This is a genomic window from Streptomyces spiroverticillatus, assembly GCA_014650415.1.
Taxonomy (GTDB): domain Bacteria; phylum Actinomycetota; class Actinomycetes; order Streptomycetales; family Streptomycetaceae; genus Streptomyces; species Streptomyces spiroverticillatus.
Window position 1 is genome coordinate 540538 of record BMUX01000003.1, and the last position, 20567, is coordinate 561104.

Here is a 20567-nt window from a genome sequence, read left to right on the forward strand (position 1 = left end):
GAGAGACGACGTGGAGCTGGCACTGGCGCCAGAGACCCTCGCGCGATGGCAGTTCGGTATCACCACCGTCTACCACTTCCTCTTCGTCCCCCTGACGATCTCGCTCGCCGCGCTGACCGCCGGCCTGCAGACCGCCTGGGTGCGGACGAACAAGGAGAAGTACCTCAAGGCGACCAAGTTCTGGGGGAAGCTCTTCCTCATCAACATCGCGATGGGGGTGGTCACCGGCATCGTGCAGGAGTTCCAGTTCGGCATGAACTGGTCCGACTACTCGCGCTTCGTCGGTGACATCTTCGGAGCGCCCCTGGCCTTCGAGGCGCTGATCGCGTTCTTCTTCGAATCGACCTTCATCGGGCTGTGGATCTTCGGCTGGGACAAGTTGCCGAAGAAGATCCACCTCGCCTGCATCTGGCTGGTGTCGATCGGCACGATCCTCTCGGCGTACTTCATCCTGGCGGCCAACTCCTGGATGCAGCACCCGGTCGGCTACCGGATCAACAAGGAACGCGGCCGGGCGGAGCTCACCGACTTCTGGAAGGTGCTCACCCAGGACACCGCGCTCACCCAGTTCTTCCACACCATCACCGCCGCGTTCCTGGTCGGCGGCGCCTTCCTGGTCGGCATCGCCGCCTTCCACCTGGCCCGCAAGAAGCACATCCCGGTGATGCGCACCTCGCTGCGGCTGGGCCTGGTCACCGTGGTGATCGCCGGTCTGATGACCGCGATCAGCGGCGACGAGCTCGGCAAGGTCATGTACAAGCAGCAGCCGATGAAGATGTCGGCGGCCGAGGCGCTGTGGGAGGGCGAGGCCCCCGCACCGTTCTCCATCTTCGCCATCGGCGACGTGGACAAGGGCCACAACCGGGTCGCCATCGAGATCCCCGGAATACTGTCCTTCCTCGCCCACAACAACTTCACCGAGTACGTCCCCGGCATCAACGAGATCAACAAGGCCGAGCAGGAGAAGTTCGGTCCCGGCGACTACCGGCCCAACATCCCGGTCGCCTACTGGGGCTTCCGCTGGATGATCGGCTTCGGCATGGCGTCCTTCGCGCTCGGCATCCTGGGCCTGTGGCTGACCAGGAAGAAGTTCCTGCTGCCACCGGGCCTGCGGACCGGTGAGGACGAAGTGCCGAACCTGGTGCTCTTCCGCAAGAAGGCACTCAGCCCCCGCCTCGCGTCCCTGTACTGGGTCGTCGCGCTGTGGACCATGCTCTTCCCGCTCATCGCCAACTCGTGGGGCTGGATCTTCACCGAGATGGGCCGTCAGCCCTGGGTCGTCTACGGCGTCCTGAAGACCTCGGCGGCGGTCTCCCCCGGCGTCTCGCAGGGCGAGGTCCTCACCTCGATGATCGTCTTCACCCTGCTGTACGCCGTCCTCGCGGTCATCGAGGTCAAGCTCCTCGTGAAGTACGTGAAGCTCGGCCCGCCGGAGCTCACCGAGGCCGACCTCAACCCGCCCACGAAGATCGGCGGCGACGACCGCGATCCCGACCGGCCGATGGCCTTCTCGTACTAGGACTGGGGAACTGCTGTGGAACTCCACGACGTCTGGTTCGTGCTCATCGCCGTCCTGTGGATCGGCTACTTCTTCCTGGAGGGCTTCGACTTCGGGATCGGCGTCCTCACCAAGCTGCTCGCCAAGGACCGCAAGGAACGCCGGGTCCTGATCAACACCATCGGTCCCGTCTGGGACGGCAACGAGGTGTGGCTGCTCACTGCGGGCGGCGCCACCTTCGCCGCCTTCCCCGAGTGGTACGCCACCCTCTTCAGCGGCTTCTACCTGCCGCTGCTGCTCATCCTGGTCTGCCTGATCATCCGGGGTGTCGCCTTCGAGTACCGGCACAAGCGGGACGAGGAGCGCTGGCAGACCAACTGGGAGCACGCGATCTTCTGGACCTCGCTGCTGCCGGCCGTCCTGTGGGGCGTGGCCTTCGGCAACATCGTGCGCGGCGTGAAGATCGACAAGGACATGGAGTACGTCGGGAACTTCTTCGACCTGCTCAACCCGTATGCCATCCTCGGCGGCCTGGTCACGCTTACCCTGTTCACCTTCCACGGCGCGGTGTTCGCGGCGCTCAAGACGGTCGGTGACATCCGGGTCCGGGCGCGGGCCCTCGCGGTGAAGCTGGGCGTGGTGACCGCCGTGCTGGCGCTGGGCTTCCTGATCTGGACCCAGGTCGACAAGGGCGACACCGGCAGCCTGGTCGCGCTGATCGTGGCGGCGCTCTCGCTGGTCGCGGCGATCGCGCTGATCAAGGCGGGGCGCGAGGGGTGGTCGTTCGCCCTGTCGGGCGTGACCATCGCGGCAGCGGTCGCCATGCTCTTCCTGACGCTCTTCCCGAACGTCATGCCGTCCTCGCTGAACGACGCCTGGAGCCTCACGGTCACCAACGCATCGTCCAGCCCGTACACCCTGAAGATCATGACCTGGTGCGCCGGGATCGCGACCCCGCTGGTGCTGCTGTACCAGGGGTGGACGTACTGGGTGTTCCGGAAGCGGATCGGTACGCAGCACATCGCTGACGCGCACTGACGCAGTTGCTCTTCGTTCTCGCTAGTGGGGGATGTTTCACGTGAAACCGATCGACCCGCGTCTGCTCAGGTACGCCCGGGCCACCCGCTTCTTCCTCGGAGCGGTGGTGGTTCTCGGACTCGCAGGCGCGGGTCTGGTCGTTGCCCAGGCGATGCTCATCGCCGAGGTGGTGGTCGGGGGCTTCGAGGACGGCCTCGACTCCGCCGGGGTCCGGACCCCGCTGATCCTGCTGGCCGTGGTCGCGGTCGGGCGGGCGCTGGTGGCCTGGCTGACCGAGCTGGCTGCCCACCGGGCGAGTGCGGCGGTCAAGTCCGAGCTGCGGGGGCGGCTGCTGGAGCGGGCGGCCGGGCTCGGGCCCGGGTGGCTGGGCGGGCAGCAGGTCGGGTCGCTGGTGGCGCTGGCCACCCGTGGTGTGGATGCGCTGGACGACTACTTCTCGCGCTATCTGCCGCAGTTGGGGCTCGCGGTCGTGGTGCCGGTGGCGGTGCTCGCGCGGATCGTCACCGAGGACTGGGTGTCGGCCGCGATCATCGTGGTGACGCTCCCGCTGATCCCGCTGTTCATGATTCTGATCGGCTGGGCCACCCAGTCCCGGATGGACCGTCAGTGGAAGCTGCTCTCCAGGCTGTCCGGGCACTTCCTGGACGTGGTCGCGGGGCTGCCGACGCTCAAGGTCTTCGGCCGGGCCAAGGCGCAGGCCGAGCAGATCCGGGCCATCACCGGCGAGTACCGCCGGGCCACGATGAAGACGCTGCGGATCGCCTTCCTGTCGTCCTTCGCGCTGGAGTTGCTGGCCACGCTGTCGGTGGCGCTGGTCGCGGTGACCATCGGCATGCGGCTCGTGCACGGTGAGCTGGATCTGTACACCGGGCTGGTGATTCTGATCCTGGCCCCGGAGGCGTATCTGCCGCTGCGGCAGGTCGGGGCGCAGTACCACGCCGCTGCCGAGGGGCTGGCGGCTGCGGAGGAGATCTTCGAGGTGCTGGAGACCGAGCTGCCCGAGGGCGGCTCGGGGGACGCGCCGGTCGGTGGTGCGCTGCGGGTCGAGGGCGTGACCGTACGGCACGAGGGGCGTGCGGCAGCATCGCTGGAGTCGGCGTCGCTGGAGGTCGGGGAGGGCGAGACGGTCGCCCTGGTCGGGCCCAGCGGGGCGGGCAAGTCGACGCTGCTGAACGCGGTGCTCGGGTTCGTGCCGCTGGAGTCGGGGCGGGTGCTGGTCGGGGACACCGACCTGGCGAGCGTGGATCCGGAGAAGTGGCGGGCGAGGGTGGCGTGGGTGCCGCAGCGGCCGCACCTCTTCGCGGGAACGGTTGCCGAGAACGTACGGCTGGCCCGGCCGGAGGCGGACGACGCGGCGGTGCTGGAGGCGCTGCGGGACGCCGGGGCGTACGACTTCGTGGCCGCCCTGCCGCAGGGCGTCGAGACCCTGCTCGGCGAGGACGGGGCCGGGCTTTCCGCCGGGCAGCGGCAGCGGCTGGCGCTGGCACGGGCCTTCCTTGCGGACCGGCCGGTGCTGCTCCTGGACGAGCCGACGGCCGCGCTGGACGGCGAGACCGAGGCGGGCATCGTCGAGGCGGTGCGGCGGCTGGCGGTCGGGCGGACCGTGCTGCTGGTGGTGCACCGGCCGGCGTTGCTGGCGGTGGCGGACCGGGTTGTGGCGCTCGGTCTCGTGGAGGCGGAGGCCGTTGCGACGGGCCCGGGGGTGCGGGTTGGGCTGCCTGCGGGCGATGTTTCACGTGAAACGGCCGTCGATACTGAGGCGCGCATGGATGTTTCACGTGAAACGGTTGTCGGCGTTGAGGCGCGTGCGGATGTTTCACGTGAAACGGTCGCGGGCGTGCGCGGCGGTGTGCTGCGCCGGGTGCGGCGGGACGCGGGCGAGCAGCGGGGGCGGCTGGCGCTGGCGCTGCTGCTCGGAAGCCTGGCGCTCGGGTCGGCCGTGGGGCTCATGGCGGTGTCCGGGTGGCTGATCTCGCGGGCCTCCGAGCAGCCTCCGGTGCTCTATCTGATGATGGCGGTCACCGCGACCAGGGCTTTTGGTATCGGGCGCGCGGTGTTCCGGTACGCGGAGCGGCTGGTGTCGCACGAGGCCGTGCTGCGGATGCTCGCGGACATGCGGGTGGCCGTGTACCGGCGACTGGAGCGGATCGCGCCCGCCGGGCTCAGGGAGACCCGGCGCGGGGACCTGCTGTCGCGGCTGGTCGCCGATGTGGACGCGTGGCAGGACTACTGGCTGCGGTGGCTGCTGCCGGTCGGGGCCGCCGGACTGGTGGGCGCGGCCGCCGTGGGCTTCACGGGGTGGCTGCTGCCGGAGGCCGGTGCGGTGCTGGCCGTCGGACTGCTGCTCGCGGGTGTCGGGGTGCCGCTGGTGAGCGGTGCGGCGGCGCGGCGGGCGGAGCGGCAGCTGGCTCCGGCGCGGGGTGCTTTGGCCGTACGGGGCGCGGATCTGCTCGGCGGGGTCGGGGAGCTGACGGTGGCGGGCGCGCTGCGGCGCAGGCTGGCCGCCGTGCGGGAGGCGGACGGGGTGCTGACCCGGATCGCCTCGCGCGGGGCGTCGGCCACCGCGCTCGGCGGCGGGCTCTCGGCGCTGGTGTGCGGGCTGACCGTGGTCGGGGCCGCCTGGGTCGGGGTGCAGGCCGTGGCGGACGGGAGGCTGTCCGGGGTGACGCTGGCGGTGGTGGTGCTGACGCCGCTGGCCGCGTTCGAGGCGGTGACCGGGCTGCCGCTGGCCGTGCAGTACCGGCAGCGGGTGCGGCGCAGTGCGGAGCGCGTGTACGAGGTGCTGGACGCGCCGCTGCCCGTACGGGAGCCCGAGACTCCTGCTCAGGTGCCCGCCTCGCCGTTCCCGGTGGAGGTGCGGGGCCTGTCCGCCCGGTACGCCGGCCAGGAGCGGGAGGCGCTGAGCGGGGTGGACCTGACGCTGGAGGCCGGGAAGCGGATCGCGGTGGTCGGGGCGAGCGGGGCCGGGAAGACGACCCTCGCGCAGGTGCTGCTGAGGTTCCTGGACGCCGAAGCCGGGTCGTACACGATCGGCGGGACGGCCGCCGAGGAGCTCGACGGCGACGACGTACGGAAGCTGGTCGGCCTGTGTGCGCAGGACGCGCACCTCTTCGACAGCTCGGTACGGGAGAACCTGCGGCTCGCTCGGACCGACGCGGACGACGACCGGCTGCTGGAGGCGCTCGGCCGGGCCCGGCTGCGGGAGTGGGTCGAGGCGCTGCCCGAGGGGCTCGACACCCTGGTGGGCGAGCACGGGGCGCGGCTGTCCGGCGGACAGCGGCAGCGGCTGGCGCTGGCCAGGGCGCTGCTGGCCGACTTCCCCGTACTCGTACTGGACGAACCGGCCGAGCACCTGGACCTGGCGACGGCGGACGCGCTGACGGCGGACCTGCTGGCCGCCACCGAGGGCCGCACGACCGTGCTGATCACGCACCGCCTCCAGGGCCTGGAAGCGGTGGACGAGGTGGTCGTGCTGGACGCGGGACGGGTCGTGCAGCGTGGGGACTTCGTGGCGCTGACCGCCGAGGAGGGGCCGCTGCGGCGGATGCTGGAGCGGGAGAGGGCGGCGGAGCCGGTGGCGTAGGAGGGGTGCCGCGTTCTTGACGGGCGGGCCACCAAGGGCCTTAAGCGGTCGAAACGCGCGCACGTCGACTTTCCCCTTTAAATCGGACTAACTAGTCTCAAGGGCATGTCAGCGCAGCAGGACCCGCTCGTACCCGACGGCCCGGCCACCCCACAGGACTCCCTCGACGCCGCGACCGAGGCGACCCGCAGCCTTCAGGGGCTCTCGACCGAGCTCACCGCGCGGGTGCCGCACCTGCTGGAGGCCATGCGGTCGGTGGGCACCGGCCTGGAACTGCACTCCACCCTCGACCGCATCTGCGAGACCGCCGCCGAACTGGCCGACGCCCGGTACGCGGCGATCGGTGTGGTCGACGACGAGGGTGACGGGCTGTCCGACTTCGTGACGTACGGAGTGACGGTCGAGGAGGCGGCCGCCATCGGCCGGCTGCCGGACGGGCACAAGGGGCTGCTCGGGGCACTGATCAGGGACCCGGAGCCGGTGCGGCTCGCGGACCTGACGGCCGACCCCCGGTTCGCCGGGTTCCCCGCGCACCACCCGCCGATGCGCAGCTTCCTCGGTGTCCCGATCCGGGTGCAGGGCAAGATCTTCGGCAATCTCTACCTCGCCGAGAAGAACGGCGGCGGCGAGTTCAACGACTACGACCTGCACATGCTGCGGGTGCTGGCCACCGAGGCCGGGATCGCCATCGGCAACGCCCGCCTGTACGAGGCGGCCCGCCAGCGCGAGCGGTGGATCGACGGCTCGGTGGCCGTGACGACGGCCCTGCTCTCCGGCGGCGACGTCGACGACGCCCTCACCGTGGTCGCCGAGCAGGCGCGGCGGCTGGCGGACTCGGACGCCGGCATGGTGCTGCTGCCTACCGACGACGGCGGCCTGGAGATCGCGGCGGTGTCCTCCGACAACCCCGGCGAGACGCTGGGCAAGGTGATGCCGCCGGAGAGCCCGATCGTGGGGCTGCTGCTGAACGGCGAGTCGGTGTTCGTCAGCGACTCGGCCACCGACCCGCGCATGATCACCAAGATGTCCGCGCGGTACGGGCCGAGCATGCTGCTTCCGCTGCACAGCGGCGGCCGGGTGATGGGCGCGCTGGCGACCCCCAGGGGACGGGGCGGAAAGCCGTTCACCGAGGCGGAGCGGACACTGGCCACCCAGTTCGCCTCGCAGGCGGCGCTGGCGCTGATGATGGCCGAGTCGCAGCGCGACCGCGAGCGCCTCGCGGTGTACGAGGACCGCGACCGCATCGCCCGTGACCTGCACGATCTCGTCATCCAGCGGTTGTTCGCGACCGGGATGATGCTGGAGAGCGCCCAGCGCAGGTCGGTCGTGCCGGAGGTCCAGGAGGGCGTCGGCAAGGCGGTGGACGAGCTGGACGTGACGATCCAGGAGATCCGTACCGCGATCTTCGCGCTCCAGCAGGGCCCCGCCGAGGCGCCGTCCGGGCTGCGCACCAAGGTGCTGCGGGAGATCAACATGGCGGCGGTGCCGCTGGGCTTCAAGCCCGCGCACCACTTCGTGGGCCCGGTGGACGCGCTGGTCGGCGAGCTGACCGGGAAGAATCTGATCGCGGCGCTGCGCGAGGCGCTGTCGAACGCCTTCCGGCATGCGGAGGCGTCCCGCATCGAGGTGGTCGTGGACGCGACGGTGGTGCTGGACGACGGGCGGCGTGCGGTGCGGCTCACCGTCGCGGACGACGGGGTCGGCATCCCGGAGGGCGGCCGGCGCAGCGGGCTGCGGAACCTGGGGCGGCGGGCCGAGGCGCTGGGCGGCTCCAGCTCGTACGGTCCCGGGCTGTGCACCGACGGCGGGGGGACGACGGTGGTGTGGGAGGCGCCGCTGTAGCGGGAGCACGTAAGGGGCGCCCTCCGGGAGGAAGCCCCTTACTCGGCACGGCTTCTACTGCTGCTCGGCCAGGATCTGCTCGATGATCGCGGCGACCCCGTCCTCCTCGTTGGGCGCCGTGCGCCCCGAGGCGACGGCGAGGACCGCCGGGTGGGCGTTGCCCATGGCGTACGAGCGGCCCGCCCAGGCCAGCATCTCGATGTCGTTCGGCATGTCGCCGAAGGCCACGACCTCCTCAGGGAGGATGCCGCGCTCGGCGCAGCAGCGGGCCAGGGTGCTCGCCTTGGAGACGCCGGGGCCGCTGATCTCCAGGAGCGCGGTCGGGCTGGAGCGGGTGACCGAGCCGTGGGTGCCGACGGCCGTGCGGGCCAGGTCGAGGAAGTCGTCCGGGGTCATCGTGGGGTGGTGCGCGAGCAGCTTGATCACCGGGGCGTCCAGGCCGGGGGCCTGCGCGTGCAGCAGTTCCTCGGCGGTGCCGATGCTCGCCGCCGGGTCGAACTGGAACGGCGGGTAGTCGGGCTCGTAGTGGATGCCCGTGGTCAGTTCCACCGCGAAGGAGGTGCCGGGGGCTGCGGCCCGCAGCGCCGTCACCGTGGCGAGGGCGTCGGAGCGCTCCAGGGGGCGCACCTCGATGAGCTCGCCGCTCGCGTGCAGGTCGACGACGGCGGCGCCGTTGGCGCAGATGGCGAGGCCGTGGCCGTGCACGTGGTCGCTGACGACGCCCATCCAGCGGGCCGGGCGGCCGGTCACGAAGAAGACCTCGATCCCGGCGGCCTCGGCGGCGGCCAGGGCGGCGACGGTGCGCTCCGAGACGGACTTGTCGTCGCGCAGCAGGGTGCCGTCCAGGTCGGTGGCGATCAGGCGGACGGCCGTGGCCGCGCCCGCACCGTCTGTACCGTTGTCGGGATTGTCGGCCGGGCGGGGGCGGGGGTCGGTAGCTGAGGTCACCGCCTCATCTTCCCGCATGAAGCGCACGGACGTGCGAAAGGGTGCACATCTGAGGGGGCACATGCGGATTCGGTCGCTCCGGGCGGAGGCGCTGCGGGGCGGCCGGAATTCCCTGGGGCATTGTCAGTGCCCGCACCTACGATGTTCATCAATTCCGGGTCCTGCCCGTCGGGTTGCGGCCGGCGGCATGGGCCGGACGGCCGTCGCGATTCGTCAGGGGGGACCCAGCGATTCGTCCGAGCCCACGCAGCCAGCCACAGACGCGAGGTGATTCGGTGAACCCGAAAACACAGGCAGAAACCCCAGACAATTCCGAGAATCCCGAGAATCCCGAGGTCAACACCTTCCAGGTCGACCTGCGCGGCCTCGTCGACCTGCTCTCCCACCACCTGTACTCCAGCCCTCGCGTCTACGTCCGCGAGCTGCTGCAGAACGCCGTGGACGCCTCCACCGCCCGCCGCGGCCACGACGCGGACGCCCCGGTCCGCATCCGGCTGAGCGCCGCCGCCGACGGCGCCGTCACCATCGAGGACAGCGGCATCGGCCTGACCTCCGACGAGGTCCACACCCTGCTCGCCACCATCGGCCGCAGCTCCAAGCGGGACGGCCTGGAGGGCGCCCGCCGCGAGTTCCTCGGCCAGTTCGGCATCGGGCTGCTCGCCTGCTTCGTGGTCGCCCGGCAGATCCGCGTCATATCCCGGTCCGCGCGCACCCCCGACGCGCCGCCCGTGGAGTGGCTCGCCACCGACGACGGCTCGTACACCGTACGGACGCTGCCCGACGACGCCCGCCCCGAACCCGGCACCACCGTGCACCTCCAGCCGCGCCCCGGCGCCGAGGAATGGACGCAGGCCGCCCGCGTGGAGGAGCTGGCGAAGGACTTCGGCTCCCTGCTGCCGTACGACGTGACCTTCACCGGGCCCGACGGCCAGATCCGCCCGGTCACCGACCGCCCCGCCGTGTGGGACCGCGAGCACCCGACGCCCACCGCCCGCCGGGTGGCGCTCGCCGGGCACTGCGCGCAGACCTTCGGGTTCACCCCGCTCGACAGCATCGACCTGGACCTGCCCGTCGCCGGTGTGCGCGGTGTCGCGTACGTCCTGCCATCGGCGACCAGCCCGGCCCACCGCGCCGCCCACCGGGTCTACCTCAAGGGCATGCTGCTCACCGACCGCGCGGACAACCTGCTGCCCGACTGGGCGTTCTTCGTCCGCGTCGTCCTCGACACGGACACCCTGCGGCCCACCGCGTCGCGGGAGAACCTCTACGACGACGAGACGCTGGCCGCCGTACGAGAAGCGCTGGGCGTACGGATACGGGAGTGGCTGGCGGAGCTGGCGGCCGGAGACCCGGACCGGCTGGCGTCCTTCCTCGCCGTGCACCACCTGGGCGTGAAGTCCCTCGCCCGGCACGACGCGGACCTGCTGGAACTGATGCTGCCCTGGCTGCCGTTCGAGACCAGCGACGGCCGGCTCACCCTGGACGAGTTCTCCCGCGCGCACCCCGAGGTGCACTTCACGCGCACCGTCGAGGAGTTCCGCCAGGTCGCCCCGATCGCCGCCGCGCACGGCCTCGGCGTGGTCAACGGCGGCTACACGTACGACGCCGAACTGGTGGAGCTGCTGCCTCAGGTGCGCAAGGAGGTGAAGGTCAGCGAGCTGGACGCAGGGGCCGTCACCTCGCACCTCGACCCGGTCGCCCCCCAGCAGGAACTGGCCTTCGCGTCCTTCCTCGCCACCGCCAGGACCCGCCTGGACCCGCTGGGCTGCGACGTCGTCCTGCGCGGCTTCCAGCCGGTGACGGTGCCCGCGCTCTTCCTCGACGACCGCCAGGCCCGGCACGAGCGCGACCGCGCCGACGCGGAGGCGAACGCCGACAGCCTGTGGACCGGCATCCTCGGCGCCCTGCGCGGTTCCGTGCCCCGCGCCCGCCTCGTCCTCAACCACAACAACCCCCTGGTCCGGAAGATCGCCGCGATACCCGACGCCGACCTCGCCGGGACGGCCGTCGAGTCGCTGTACGGACAGGCCCTGCTGATGTCGCAGCGCCCGCTGCGCCCCGCCGACACCTCGCTGCTCAACCGGGCCTTCCTCGGCCTCCTGGAGTGGGCGACCCACCCGATCGCGAACACCGCCGACGCGGAGAAGAAGGAGGACGGCAAGTGAGCGCCCCCGAGTCCACCGGTCCGCTGCCGGCCGACCAGATACGCCAGGCGATCTGGGAGAACCGCGAGTCCCCCAACGGCCTGCCCCGCAACGCCCGCGCCGAGGAACTGGTCTCCCTGGCCGAGCAGTCGGGCGACGCCGAGCTGGTCCGCCTCGCGCTGTTCAACCTGATCGACGCGTACGAGTTCTCCACCGAGCGCGGCAAGCTGATCGTGCCCTTCGCCCGTCTCCTCCAGGAGTGGGACCGAGACCCCTCCGGCTTCGACCAGTGGGACGTGCAGAGCCTGCACTGGCGGTTCAAGTGGGTCGGCTCCGGGATGCTCGACCTGCCGGAGATACCCCTGGACTCCATCCGGCAGTGGCAGCAGGAGATGGGCCGCCGGTACGCCGTCGCCGGGTACAGCCCGCGCGCGGTGCGCCAGTCCGCGTACTACCTGGCGTACGAGATCGGCGACGACGAGGCCGCCGACCGGCACCTCGCCGAGTGGACGTCCGCGGACCGCGACCAGATGAGCGACTGCCACGCCTGCGAGCTGAACGAGCAGGGCGGCTACTGGGCCCGCCGGGGCGAGGACGACAAGGCCCTCGCCACCTGGGCGCCGGTCCTCGGCGGCGAGCACGTGTGCGCGGAGGAGCCGCACCGGGTGCTCGCGGAGGCGCTGGTTCCGCTGGTCCGGCTCGGCCGCCTCGACGAGGCGCGCACGTATCACCTGCGCGGCTACCGCATGGCCAAGGGCAACGAGAGCCTGCTCCGCAGCATCGGTCACCACCTGGAGTTCTGCGCGCTCACCGGCAACGAGGCACGCGGCCTGGAGATCCTCGCCGAGCACGCCGCCCACTTGGGCCCGCTGGGGGACGCCGACGCCCAACTCGGCTTCTGCGGCGGCGCACTGGTGCTGCTGGGACGGCTGATGGAGTTGGGGCATGGAGCGCTGCCCGCCGCCCGCCACCAGGGCGCGGAACGCACCGTTGCCGAGCTGCACGGGCTGTTGCTGGCCGACCTCACCGCGCTCACCGCCCGCTTCGACGCCCGCAACGGCACGGCGGCCAGCTCGACCCGGCTCACGACGCGGCTCGGGCAGCGGCCGTTGGTGGACGCGCTGCCGCTGGGGGTGCGGGTGGCCCCCGTCGTGGCAGCTCCCGTACGGCCGGCCCCCGCCGAGTCGGCCGTACGGGCGGAGACCGTGGCGGAGCTTGCCGTACGAGCGAGGGAGGCGCGGGCCGCCGGGCGCCCGGCAGCGGACCGGCTCTGGGAGCGGATCGCGGTGCTGTGCGCGCGGGAGGGCGAGCCGGCGCCGGACGCGCTGCTCGCGGCCGAACTGGCGGAGCACCACGCGCTCACCGTGGGCCGGGCCGGGGGAACACCGGTCGAGGACGGCACCGCGCGGCGCCTCTTCGAGCAGGCCGTCGCGGCCTACCGCGAGCTGGGCGAGCCCGGCCGGGCCGCCGTCAACGGTGTACGGATCGCTGTCGCCGCCGTCCAGCAGGGCGCGTCCGACGAGGAGATACGGGCGGCGCTGGACGCGTCGGCCGCGCTCGTCGAGGAGATACCGGCCGACGATCCGCTGCGGACGCGCCGGGCGGCCACGCTGGAACTGACCCGGATCAAGCTGGAGGCCTTCGTCGCCCAGCGGGCCCACGCCCACCGCGACGGGGGAGACCTCAACGCCGAGGCCGAGGCGCGCTTCCTGGCGGCGATGACCGGGTACGTCGCGGAGTTCGGCACGGGTGCCGGCGCCGAGCGGCTGTCCGACCTGGTCGCCGAGGCCGAGGCCGCCCTCGCGCACAACGCGGTGAACACCCAGGACTGGGAGCGTGCCGAGGACCTGCTGACCTCCGCCGCCCGGCGGAACCAGGAGGCCGACAAGCCGTGGGAGGCCGTGGAGCCGCTGACCCGGCTGGCCCGGCTGCGCCTGATGCTGGGCCGCCCCGACCTGGCGGAGGAGGCGGCCCGTACGGCGCTGGACTGCTCGGCGGAGCTGACCGACGCCGAGGAACTGGGCACCGTACGACTGACGTTGGCGGAGGCGCTCTACCAGCAGGACGGCAAGGAGGCCGAGGCGGCGACCTACGCGCTGGAGGCGGCGCACTGGTTCGACGCGGCGGGCGAGGGTGCGGGGGCGGGCGCCCACGCACGGCTGGTCCTGGCGCAGGCGTTCGGCGAGAGCGACCGGGCGGCCGAGGCCGCCGAGATCCTGGAGTCGGCGCTGCCCGACCTGCTGGAGCACGGCGACGAGCAGGCCGTCCGCGCGCGGGACACCCTCGGACGGCTGCTGCGGCAGCTCGGCGACGGCAAGGCCGCCGCCGAGCAGTACCTGCTGGCCGCGGAGATCGCCGAGGCCTGGGACCACCCGGTGCCCAAGGCGCGGCTGGCGATGCTCGCGGGCGAGTGCCTGGCGGGCGAGCAGGGCCTGGAGGCGCAGGCGCAGCAGGCGTACGAGCGGGCCGTCGCGCTGTGGCAGGAGGCGGGCGAGACCTTCGGGGCGGTGCGGGCGCTGCGGGCGCTGGCGTGGCTGGCGGCCGAGACGCGGTACGACGACGAGGGCGACGAGCTGCCGGGCGACGTCGCGCGTGCACGGGAGCTGATGGACCGGGCCCTCGCGGCGCTCGGCGAGGACGGGCCCGAGCACCGGCTGGAGCGGGCCCGCACCTGGTCGCAGCTGTCGCAGCTCCTCTACAACGAGGACGGTCTGGAGGCCGAGGCGGCCGAGCTGGGCATCCGGGCGGCGGAGGCGCTGCGCGAGTTCGGCCCCGAGGAGCTGGGCGAGCGGGCGAGCTGTGTGCTGCGGTCCGCGTGGGCGGAGCAGACGCTCGGGCGCAAGGCCGAGGGGCGGGCGCTGCTGGAGGCGTTCGTCGGCGAGCTGAAGGTGCTGGCCGGGGAGTCGGAGAGCGCGGCGGAGCTGCTGCGGCGGGTGGAGCAGCGGGTGGAGAACTACGGCTGAGGCCGGTGGGCCCAGCGGGAGGCCCTGTCGGGGCGCACCCTTGGGGGTGCGCCCCGGGCCCGGCGGGATCGCCTCCCGCTTCGAGGCCGCCGGCTGAGGCGCTGGTGCGCCCCGGAGGCGCTCGGCCCAGCTGCGCCAGCCCGCCTGCGGGTGCGCCCCGGAGGCGCTCGGCCCAGCTGCGCCAGCCCGCCTGCGGGTGCGCCCCGGAGGCGCTCGGCCCAGCTGCGCCAGCCCGCCTGCGGGTGCGCCCCGGAGGCATTCAGCCCAGCTGCGCCAGCCCGTCCGTCGCGATCTGCTCGAAGAGCTTCTCGTCGGCCGCGAACTGCGTGTCCGCGATCGGCCAGTGCAGGACGAGCTCGTCGAAGCCCAGCTCCCGGTGCCGTCCGGCGAAGTCCACGAATGCGTCGAGGGACTCCAGCAGCCGGTCAGGGGTGAACCCGGTCAGCAGGGTCTTGCCCAGCTCGCCGACGTTCCGCCCGACGGCCTCGCACGCGGCGCCCAGCTTCGCCACCTGGCCCCGGATCGCCTCCAGGGACTCGTCCGGCGTGCCGTTCTCGTACAGCTTGGGGTCACCGGTGGTCACCCACGCCTGCCCGTGCTTGGCGGCCAGCTTCAGCCCGCGCGGCCCGGTCGCCGCCACCGAGAACGGCAGCCGCGGCCGCTGCACGCAACCGGGGATGTTCCGCACGTCGCCCGCCGACCAGAAGGTGCCCTCGTACGACACGGCGTCCTCGGTGAGCAGCCGGTCCAGCAGCCCCAGGAACTCGGCGAACCGGTCGGCCCGCTCGCGCGGCGTCCACGGCGCGGTGCCCTCGGGCACCAGGGCCGTCGCGTCGAACCCGCCGGCGCTGCCCGCGCCGATGCCCAGCGTGACGCGCCCGCCGCTGATGTCGTCGAGCGAGATCAGCTCCTTGGCCAGGGTCACCGGGTGCCGGAAGTTGGGCGAGGTCACCAGCGTGCCCAGGCGCAGGGTGTCGGTGGCCGAGGCGGCGGCGGTCAGCGTGGGCAGCGCCCCGAACCACGGGCCCTCCCGGAACGGCACCCGCCAGGACAGGTGGTCGTAGGTGTACGCGGTGTGGAAGCCCAGCTCCTCGGCCCGCTGCCACACCTGCTTGCCGCCCTCATTCCAACGGCGGATCGGCAGAATCACAGTGCTCAGACGCATGATCCGACTGTACGGGTCCGGGCCCGCGCCCTCGGGTGGTGTGGCGCGCCCGCCGGCGCCCGGCCCCTCAGGCTCCCGGGAACCGCACGAATTCCACCGGTACCCGCGCCGTGAGCCACACCCCGTTGGCGCTCACCCGGAAGGTGTGGCCGGCCCGGTGCATCGCCCCCGCGTCCACGGACAGCACCACCGGCCGCCCCCGGCGGGCGCCGACCCGGGTCGCGGTCTCCCGGTCCGCCGACAGGTGCACGTCGTGCCGGGCCATGGGACGCAGCCCCTCGGTGCGGATGGCTTCCACGGCCCGGGGATGGGTGCCGTGGAAGAGGAAGGCCGGGGGCTCGACCGGGGGCAGCGCCAGGTCGACCTCCACCGTGTGGCCCTGGCTGGCCCGGATCAGGGTGCCGCGCGCCTGGTCCTCCCGTACCGCGAAACGCTTTTTGTCGTTGGTGGCGACGACGTGGTCCAGCTCGGCGCGGGTGAAGCGGAAGCCGTGCGCGGCGGCGGCCCGGACGAGGGTGTCGATCTCGACCCAGCCGTGCGCGTCGAGGGTGAGGCCGATGCGCTCGGGCTGATGACGCAGATGCTTCGAGAGGTACTTCGAGACCTTCACGATGCGCTGTTCGTTCATCCGGTCAGAATCCCTGGCGAGGCACGTCCTGTGCATCTGAATTCCGTTGGCCTGAGAGGAAGTTCGAGGTAATCCACAGCCAACCGCCCTTTTCCACAAGGGAAATGCAAGATCTGTGGATAACTCATGCCCGATTTAGGGCGCTTCGTCAAGTTTCGCACGATTGAGTTGTGTTGAGGTGAGGGCGTCCAAGGTGCGTGCCTGGAGCTCCCGTTCGGTGGCCGCCGTGACGAAAGCCGATGCGTTCTCTGCTCCAACCAACGCCTGGACGGCGGCGATCGTTCCCGCCGGAAGGGCGAGTGCCTGCGGCCGGTTGTCCGGCTCGACGGAAGGCGTCGCGCCGAGGTGCTGCTGGAGGTGCCGCGTCGCGAACAGGCGCATGGCGCGAGCCAGTTCGGCGTCCACGCTCTGCTGGGCCAGCGGACGCAGCCGACGTACGAGAGCGGCCGCCTCCGCCGCCTCCGCGTCCGTCGGAGGTGTGTGACCCAGGTAGCGCGCGAAGACGTGCTCGGTGGTGAACTCCAGGAACCTGGCCGCTATGTGCTCGACCTGGCCCCGCAGTTCGCGCAAGTGACCCGAGATCGCCCGCAGCGGAACACCCGCCGCGTACAGCTCGGCGGCCACCGCCAGCTCCTGCGGCGAGGGCACCAGGAACTCGTCGTCGTGGCCCTCGATCCTTTCCAGCACGCCGAGTTCGACCGCTTCGGCGACCGCCGAGTCGTCGGACCGGCCGCCGAACCGCGCGTCCAGCTCCGCCCGCGTGATCCGGCTCGCCTCCTCGTCGGTCCACGGCCCGCCGACCTCCGCGACGAGACCGAGCACCCCGCCCAGCCCCCGGCCCGCGTCCCACGCCTCCAGCAGCTCCTTGATGCTGGCCAGGGTGTACCCCCGGTCCAGGAGGTCGGCGATCTGCCGCAGCCGGGCCAGGTGCGCGTCCCCGTACACATTGGCCCGCCCGCGCCGCTCCGGCCGGGGGAGCAGCCCGCGGTCCTGGTAGGCGCGGATCGTACGGACCGTGGCACCGCTGTGGTGCGCGAGGTCCTCGATCCGGTACTCGTCCTGTGCCTGTCGCACGGACATCGGCCACTCCCCTTCCTTCCGGTCGGCCGGCCGGCTCAGGGCCGCAGTGCCGCCCGCCCCACCGCACCCGCCGCGGCGCGCGCCGCGGGCGAGGTGGCCAGGTACTCCACGGCCTTGCGCAGCGAGCCTTCCTGCGAGGGATGGTACGACCGCCGCAGGTACCGGGGTATCGCCGCTCCCAGCTCCCGCCAGGTCGGCAGCAGCCCCTTGGCGACCGCCCTGTTGTGCTCGCGCAGCGAGTAGCGCAGCCTCCCGGCGAGCTGCGGGTCGTGACGTATGAGGTACGAGGCCCCCCACGCCCACAGCCACAGCATCACCGGCGCCACCACGGCCATGCCCTCGATGCGGCGGGCGTAGCGGGGCAGGCCCTCCCCGCCGCAGTGCTGGTACATGTCGAAGGCGACCGCCCGGTGCTCGACCTCCTCCGCGCCGTGCCAGCGCAGCAGATCCAGCATCACCGCGTCCGGGTCGGCCCGGTCCAGGCCCTCCGCGTGCAGCACCCAGTCGCCGAGGACGGCGGTGAACTGCTCGATCGCCGCGACCACGGAGAGCCGGAAGCGCAGCCACTCCTGGGTGGGCACCGGCAGGTTCAGCGGTGGTGTCTCGCCGAGCAGCTTCTCGAAGAGGAAGTCGACGTGCCGGGTGTACGCGGCGGTGTCCAGGTCCTGCTCGGCGAGGTGGTCCAGCACGTAGCTGTGCTGCACGCTGTGCGTGGCCTCCTGGCCCATGAATCCCTTCACCTGCTGGAGGAGTTCGGGGTCGTGCACCAGCGGCAGCGCCTCCTTGAAGACCCGTACGAACCACCGCTCACCGGCCGGCAGCAGCAGGTGCAGCACGTTGATGACGTGCGTGGCGGTCGGCTCGTCGGGTATCCAGTGCAGCGGTGTTGCGTGCCAGTCGAAGGAGACGCGGCGCGGTGCGATGACGTATCCGGCGTCGCGGGGTTCGGTCTCCAGCGGATCGGTGCTCACAACGGCGGCTCCAATCGGGCGATCGCGCGCAGCGCCTTCGGCGTGAAGCGGGACATCAGATGCGCACCGCGCGCCTCCGGCGTCACCGGCACCACCGCCTGGTTCTTCACCACGGCGCGCAGTACGGCGTCGGCGACCTTCTCCGGCGGGTAGTTGCGCAGTCCGTACAGCCGCGACGACCGCTTCTGCTTGCGCTTCTCCTCTTCCTCCGACACCCCGGTGAAGCGGGAGGTGGCGGTGATGTTGGTGTTGACGAGGCCGGGGCAGATGGCGCTCACCCCGATGCCCTGGCCTGCCAGTTCGGCGCGCAGGCACTCGCTGAGCATCAGCACCGCCGCCTTCGAGGTGCTGTACGCGGGCAGCGCCTTGGAGGGCTGGAACGCGGCGGCGGACGCGGTGTTGACGATGTGACCGCCCTGGCCGCGCTCGGCCATCTGCTTGCCGAAGGTGCGGCAGCCGTGGATGACACCCCACAGATTGACGTCCAGGACCTTCTTCCAGTCCTCCGCCGAGGTGCTCATGAAGGAACCGGACATGCCGATCCCGGCATTGTTGACCAGAACGTCCACGACGCCGTAGTCGGCGGCGACCTTCTCCGCCAGCTTCTCCATAGCCTGCGCGTCGCTGACGTCGACGACCTCCGCCCAGGCGTCCGGCGCCCCGATCAGCCGGGCCAGCTCGGCGGTCCTGGACGCCCCCTCCGCGTCCCGGTCCACCGCCACGATCCGCGCCCCCGCCTCGGCGAACGCGAAGGCGGTGGCCCGCCCGATCCCGCTGCCGGCGCCGGTGACCAGGACCAGCTGCCCGCCGAACCGGTCGGCGTACTTGCCGCCCGCCACGGACTCGCGCGGGGCGACCCCCGCCGTGCTGTCCTCGTTCGCCGTGACGAACTCGGCTATCCACGCAGCCAGTTGGTCGGGCCGGGTGCGGGGCACCCAGTGCTTGGCGGGGAGTGTGCGACGTACCAACTGCGGAGCCCACAGCTCCAGTTCGTCGTACAGACGCTCCGACAGGAAGACGTCGCCGGTCGGGGTGATCAGCTGCACGGGTACGTGCGCGTACGCGTCGGCGCGCGGCCTGCGCAGCCGGGTGCGCACGTTGTCCCGGTAGAGCCAGGCGCCGTGCGCCGCGTCCTGCGGCAGCGAGGACGTCGGGTACCCGCCGGCCGGGATCTTCTCGATCCGCTCCAGCATCTTCGGCCAGCGCTTGCCGAGCGGCCCGCGCCACGCCAGCTCCGGCAGCACCGGGGTGTGCAGCATGTACACGTACCAGGACTTGATGCCCTGGTTGAGGAGCTGGGCGGCACGGCGCGGGGTCGGCCGGGACATCCGCTTCTTGATCCAGTGGCCGAAGTGGTCCAGGGACGGCCCCGACATCGAGGTGAAGGACGCGATGCGCCCCTGCGTCCGCTTGACCGTCGCGAACTCCCAGGACTGCACGGACCCCCAGTCGTGCCCCACCAGGTGCACCGGCCTGTCCGGACTGACCGCGTCCGCGACCGCCAGGAAGTCGTCGGTGAGCTTCTCCAGGGTGAATCCTCCGCGCAGCGGCTTCGGCGCCTGCGACCTGCCGTGCCCGCGCACGTCGTACAGCACCACGTGGAAGCGGTCCGCCAGGCGGGTCGCGACCTCGGACCACACCTCCTTGCTGTCGGGGTAGCCGTGCACCAGCAGCACGGTCGGGTGCGCGGTGTCGCCCAGTTCGGCGACGCACAGCTCGATCCCGCCGGTCCGCACCCGGCGCTCGCGCGCGCCCTCCGGGCCTGTCGTCCCCGCTGCGGGGTGTGCCTTCTCCACGCTCATGCCGCCTTCTCCTCGGCCCAGCGCCGCACGTGCGGCAGATCGTCGTCCAGCCAGAACGCGCTCTGTTCGGGGTCCTTGGAGTCGGTGACCACCAGGATCTCCTCGAACTTCGCGCCCGTACCCCGGAATCCGAGGTGCGGTTCCACCGCCCACAGGCCCGGCTGCGGCGGATGGTCGGAGAATTTGTACGGGCTCCACAGCGGCGACCAGCCGTCCCGGTGCCCGTGCAGCGCATCGCCCGCCAGTCCCTTGAGCGACTGCGTCCCGAACCCGAACACATGCGGTGACCAGCGGCGTTCCTTCACCCGGTCGACCTTGTGGGCGATCACGCCGAAGGGATACGCGCGGTGCCGGTTGGCGTACCCCTGACTGACCATGAGTCGCTCGACGTTCTCGTAGATCTCCCGCAGGGTGCGCTTCTCGCGCACCTGGTCGAGGATCAGGGCGCGGTGCGCCTCCAGGTCGGCGAGCAGCCGGTCGTGCACCGGATTCAGGCCCAGGCAGCCGGAGTAGCCGATGTCCGCGGTGTAGCCCTGGTGGACGGGCGCCATGTCGAGGATGAACGGCATCCCCGCCTCCAGCCGCCGGTTCGTCGGGAAGAACTGGAGCGGTATCCGGAAGTCGGTGAACGCCGTCCGGTCCCCGAACCACGCGAACGGCAGGTGGAACCAGTCGCGCACCCCGCGCTCGCGCAGCCACACCCGCTGCATCCGGGCCGCCTCACGCTCCGTCACACCCGGCTTGAGCTGTCCGGCGACGGCCTCGGCGCATTCGTACGCGAGGCGCTGCACTTGTCTGAATCCCCGCAGTTCCGCGGTGAGTTCGCCCCGTGTGCCGGAGACTTCTGAGATTGCTGAGGTCATGCCACCCGTCCGTCCCGTGTAGCGGTACGCGTCCGTAACTTG

Annotated in this window: 13 protein-coding genes; 6 read left to right on the forward strand and 7 right to left on the reverse strand. The window is 72.0% G+C overall.

Features of this window, described 5'->3' with window-relative positions; all coding sequences use genetic code 11:
- The first annotated feature begins 10 nt into the window (after positions 1-10).
- The 4 genes from IE269_RS10590 to IE269_RS10605 all read left to right on the forward strand — a co-directional run bounded on the left by IE269_RS10590 (position 11) and on the right by IE269_RS10605 (position 7961).
- Positions 11-1519, forward strand: coding sequence for a cytochrome ubiquinol oxidase subunit I (locus IE269_RS10590; RefSeq protein WP_189822574.1), 1509 nt, complete (start codon positions 11-13; stop codon positions 1517-1519).
- A gap of 15 nt (positions 1520-1534) precedes the next feature.
- Positions 1535-2536, forward strand: coding sequence for a cytochrome d ubiquinol oxidase subunit II (gene cydB, locus IE269_RS10595; protein WP_189822575.1), 1002 nt, complete (start codon positions 1535-1537; stop codon positions 2534-2536).
- A gap of 40 nt (positions 2537-2576) precedes the next feature.
- Complete coding sequence (cydD, locus tag IE269_RS10600) at positions 2577-6119, forward strand: thiol reductant ABC exporter subunit CydD (RefSeq protein WP_189822576.1); 3543 nt, start codon at positions 2577-2579, stop codon at positions 6117-6119.
- 105 nt (positions 6120-6224) lie between these two features.
- The gene (locus IE269_RS10605; RefSeq protein ID WP_189822577.1) at positions 6225-7961 is read left to right on the forward strand and encodes a GAF domain-containing sensor histidine kinase; all 1737 of its coding nucleotides are present in this window, start codon (positions 6225-6227) and stop codon (positions 7959-7961) included.
- Between the two features lie 54 nt (positions 7962-8015).
- On the opposite strand, the gene IE269_RS10610 is transcribed toward IE269_RS10605, so the two are convergent.
- A complete protein-coding gene (locus IE269_RS10610) occupies positions 8016-8909 on the reverse strand; it encodes a Cof-type HAD-IIB family hydrolase (protein WP_229897527.1) in 894 nt (297 codons plus the stop codon).
- Between the two features lie 275 nt (positions 8910-9184).
- On the opposite strand from IE269_RS10610, the gene IE269_RS10615 reads away from it, so the two are divergent.
- Together IE269_RS10615 and IE269_RS10620 are read left to right on the forward strand one after the other, a co-directional pair.
- Positions 9185-11074, forward strand: coding sequence for an HSP90 family protein (locus tag IE269_RS10615; RefSeq protein WP_189822579.1), 1890 nt, complete (start codon positions 9185-9187; stop codon positions 11072-11074).
- Positions 11071-14016, forward strand: coding sequence for a tetratricopeptide repeat protein (locus IE269_RS10620; protein WP_189822580.1), 2946 nt, complete (start codon positions 11071-11073; stop codon positions 14014-14016). Before IE269_RS10615 ends, IE269_RS10620 begins: the two co-directional genes overlap by 4 nt.
- Positions 14017-14275: 259 nt before the next feature.
- Here the strand turns inward: IE269_RS10620 and IE269_RS10625 are convergent, their stop codons facing one another.
- The 6 genes from IE269_RS10625 to IE269_RS10650 all read right to left on the reverse strand — a co-directional run bounded on the left by IE269_RS10625 (position 14276) and on the right by IE269_RS10650 (position 20525).
- On the reverse strand, positions 14276-15181 hold the full coding sequence (locus tag IE269_RS10625; protein ID WP_189822581.1) for an LLM class flavin-dependent oxidoreductase: 906 nt from the start codon (positions 15179-15181) through the stop codon (positions 14276-14278).
- Positions 15182-15248: 67 nt separating this feature from the next.
- Positions 15249-15809: an RNA 2'-phosphotransferase gene (locus IE269_RS10630; protein WP_189822582.1), complete on the reverse strand. Its 561-nt coding sequence runs from the start codon at positions 15807-15809 to the stop codon at positions 15249-15251.
- 135 nt (positions 15810-15944) lie between these two features.
- Positions 15945-16889 carry a MerR family transcriptional regulator gene (locus IE269_RS10635; protein WP_189822583.1) on the reverse strand — a complete coding sequence of 315 codons (945 nt, stop codon included), beginning with the start codon at positions 16887-16889 and terminating at the stop codon, positions 15945-15947.
- Between the two features lie 35 nt (positions 16890-16924).
- Positions 16925-17860 (reverse strand): metal-dependent hydrolase, encoded by a 936-nt coding sequence (locus IE269_RS10640; protein ID WP_189822584.1) that lies wholly within the window; start codon positions 17858-17860, stop codon positions 16925-16927.
- Positions 17857-19662 carry an SDR family oxidoreductase gene (locus IE269_RS10645; protein ID WP_189822585.1) on the reverse strand — a complete coding sequence of 602 codons (1806 nt, stop codon included), beginning with the start codon at positions 19660-19662 and terminating at the stop codon, positions 17857-17859. The genes IE269_RS10640 and IE269_RS10645 overlap by 4 nt, the downstream gene beginning before the upstream one ends.
- Positions 19659-20525 (reverse strand): M24 family metallopeptidase, encoded by an 867-nt coding sequence (locus IE269_RS10650; RefSeq protein ID WP_189822586.1) that lies wholly within the window; start codon positions 20523-20525, stop codon positions 19659-19661. The genes IE269_RS10645 and IE269_RS10650 overlap by 4 nt, the downstream gene beginning before the upstream one ends.
- Between the last annotated feature and the right edge of the window lie 42 nt (positions 20526-20567).

What these genes read in the sequence shown, in the direction of transcription:
- IE269_RS10605 (WP_189822577.1), top strand. Translation starts at nt 6,225, where the DNA reads ATGTCAGCGCAGCAGGACCCGCTCGTACCCGACGGCCCGGCCACCCCA.
- IE269_RS10625 (WP_189822581.1), bottom strand. Translation starts at nt 15,181, where the DNA reads ATGCGTCTGAGCACTGTGATTCTGCCGATCCGCCGTTGGAATGAGGGC.
- IE269_RS10630 (WP_189822582.1), bottom strand. Translation starts at nt 15,809, where the DNA reads ATGAACGAACAGCGCATCGTGAAGGTCTCGAAGTACCTCTCGAAGCAT.
- IE269_RS10635 (WP_189822583.1), bottom strand. Translation starts at nt 16,889, where the DNA reads ATGTCCGTGCGACAGGCACAGGACGAGTACCGGATCGAGGACCTCGCG.
- IE269_RS10645 (WP_189822585.1), bottom strand. Translation starts at nt 19,662, where the DNA reads ATGAGCGTGGAGAAGGCACACCCCGCAGCGGGGACGACAGGCCCGGAG.
- IE269_RS10650 (WP_189822586.1), bottom strand. Translation starts at nt 20,525, where the DNA reads ATGACCTCAGCAATCTCAGAAGTCTCCGGCACACGGGGCGAACTCACC.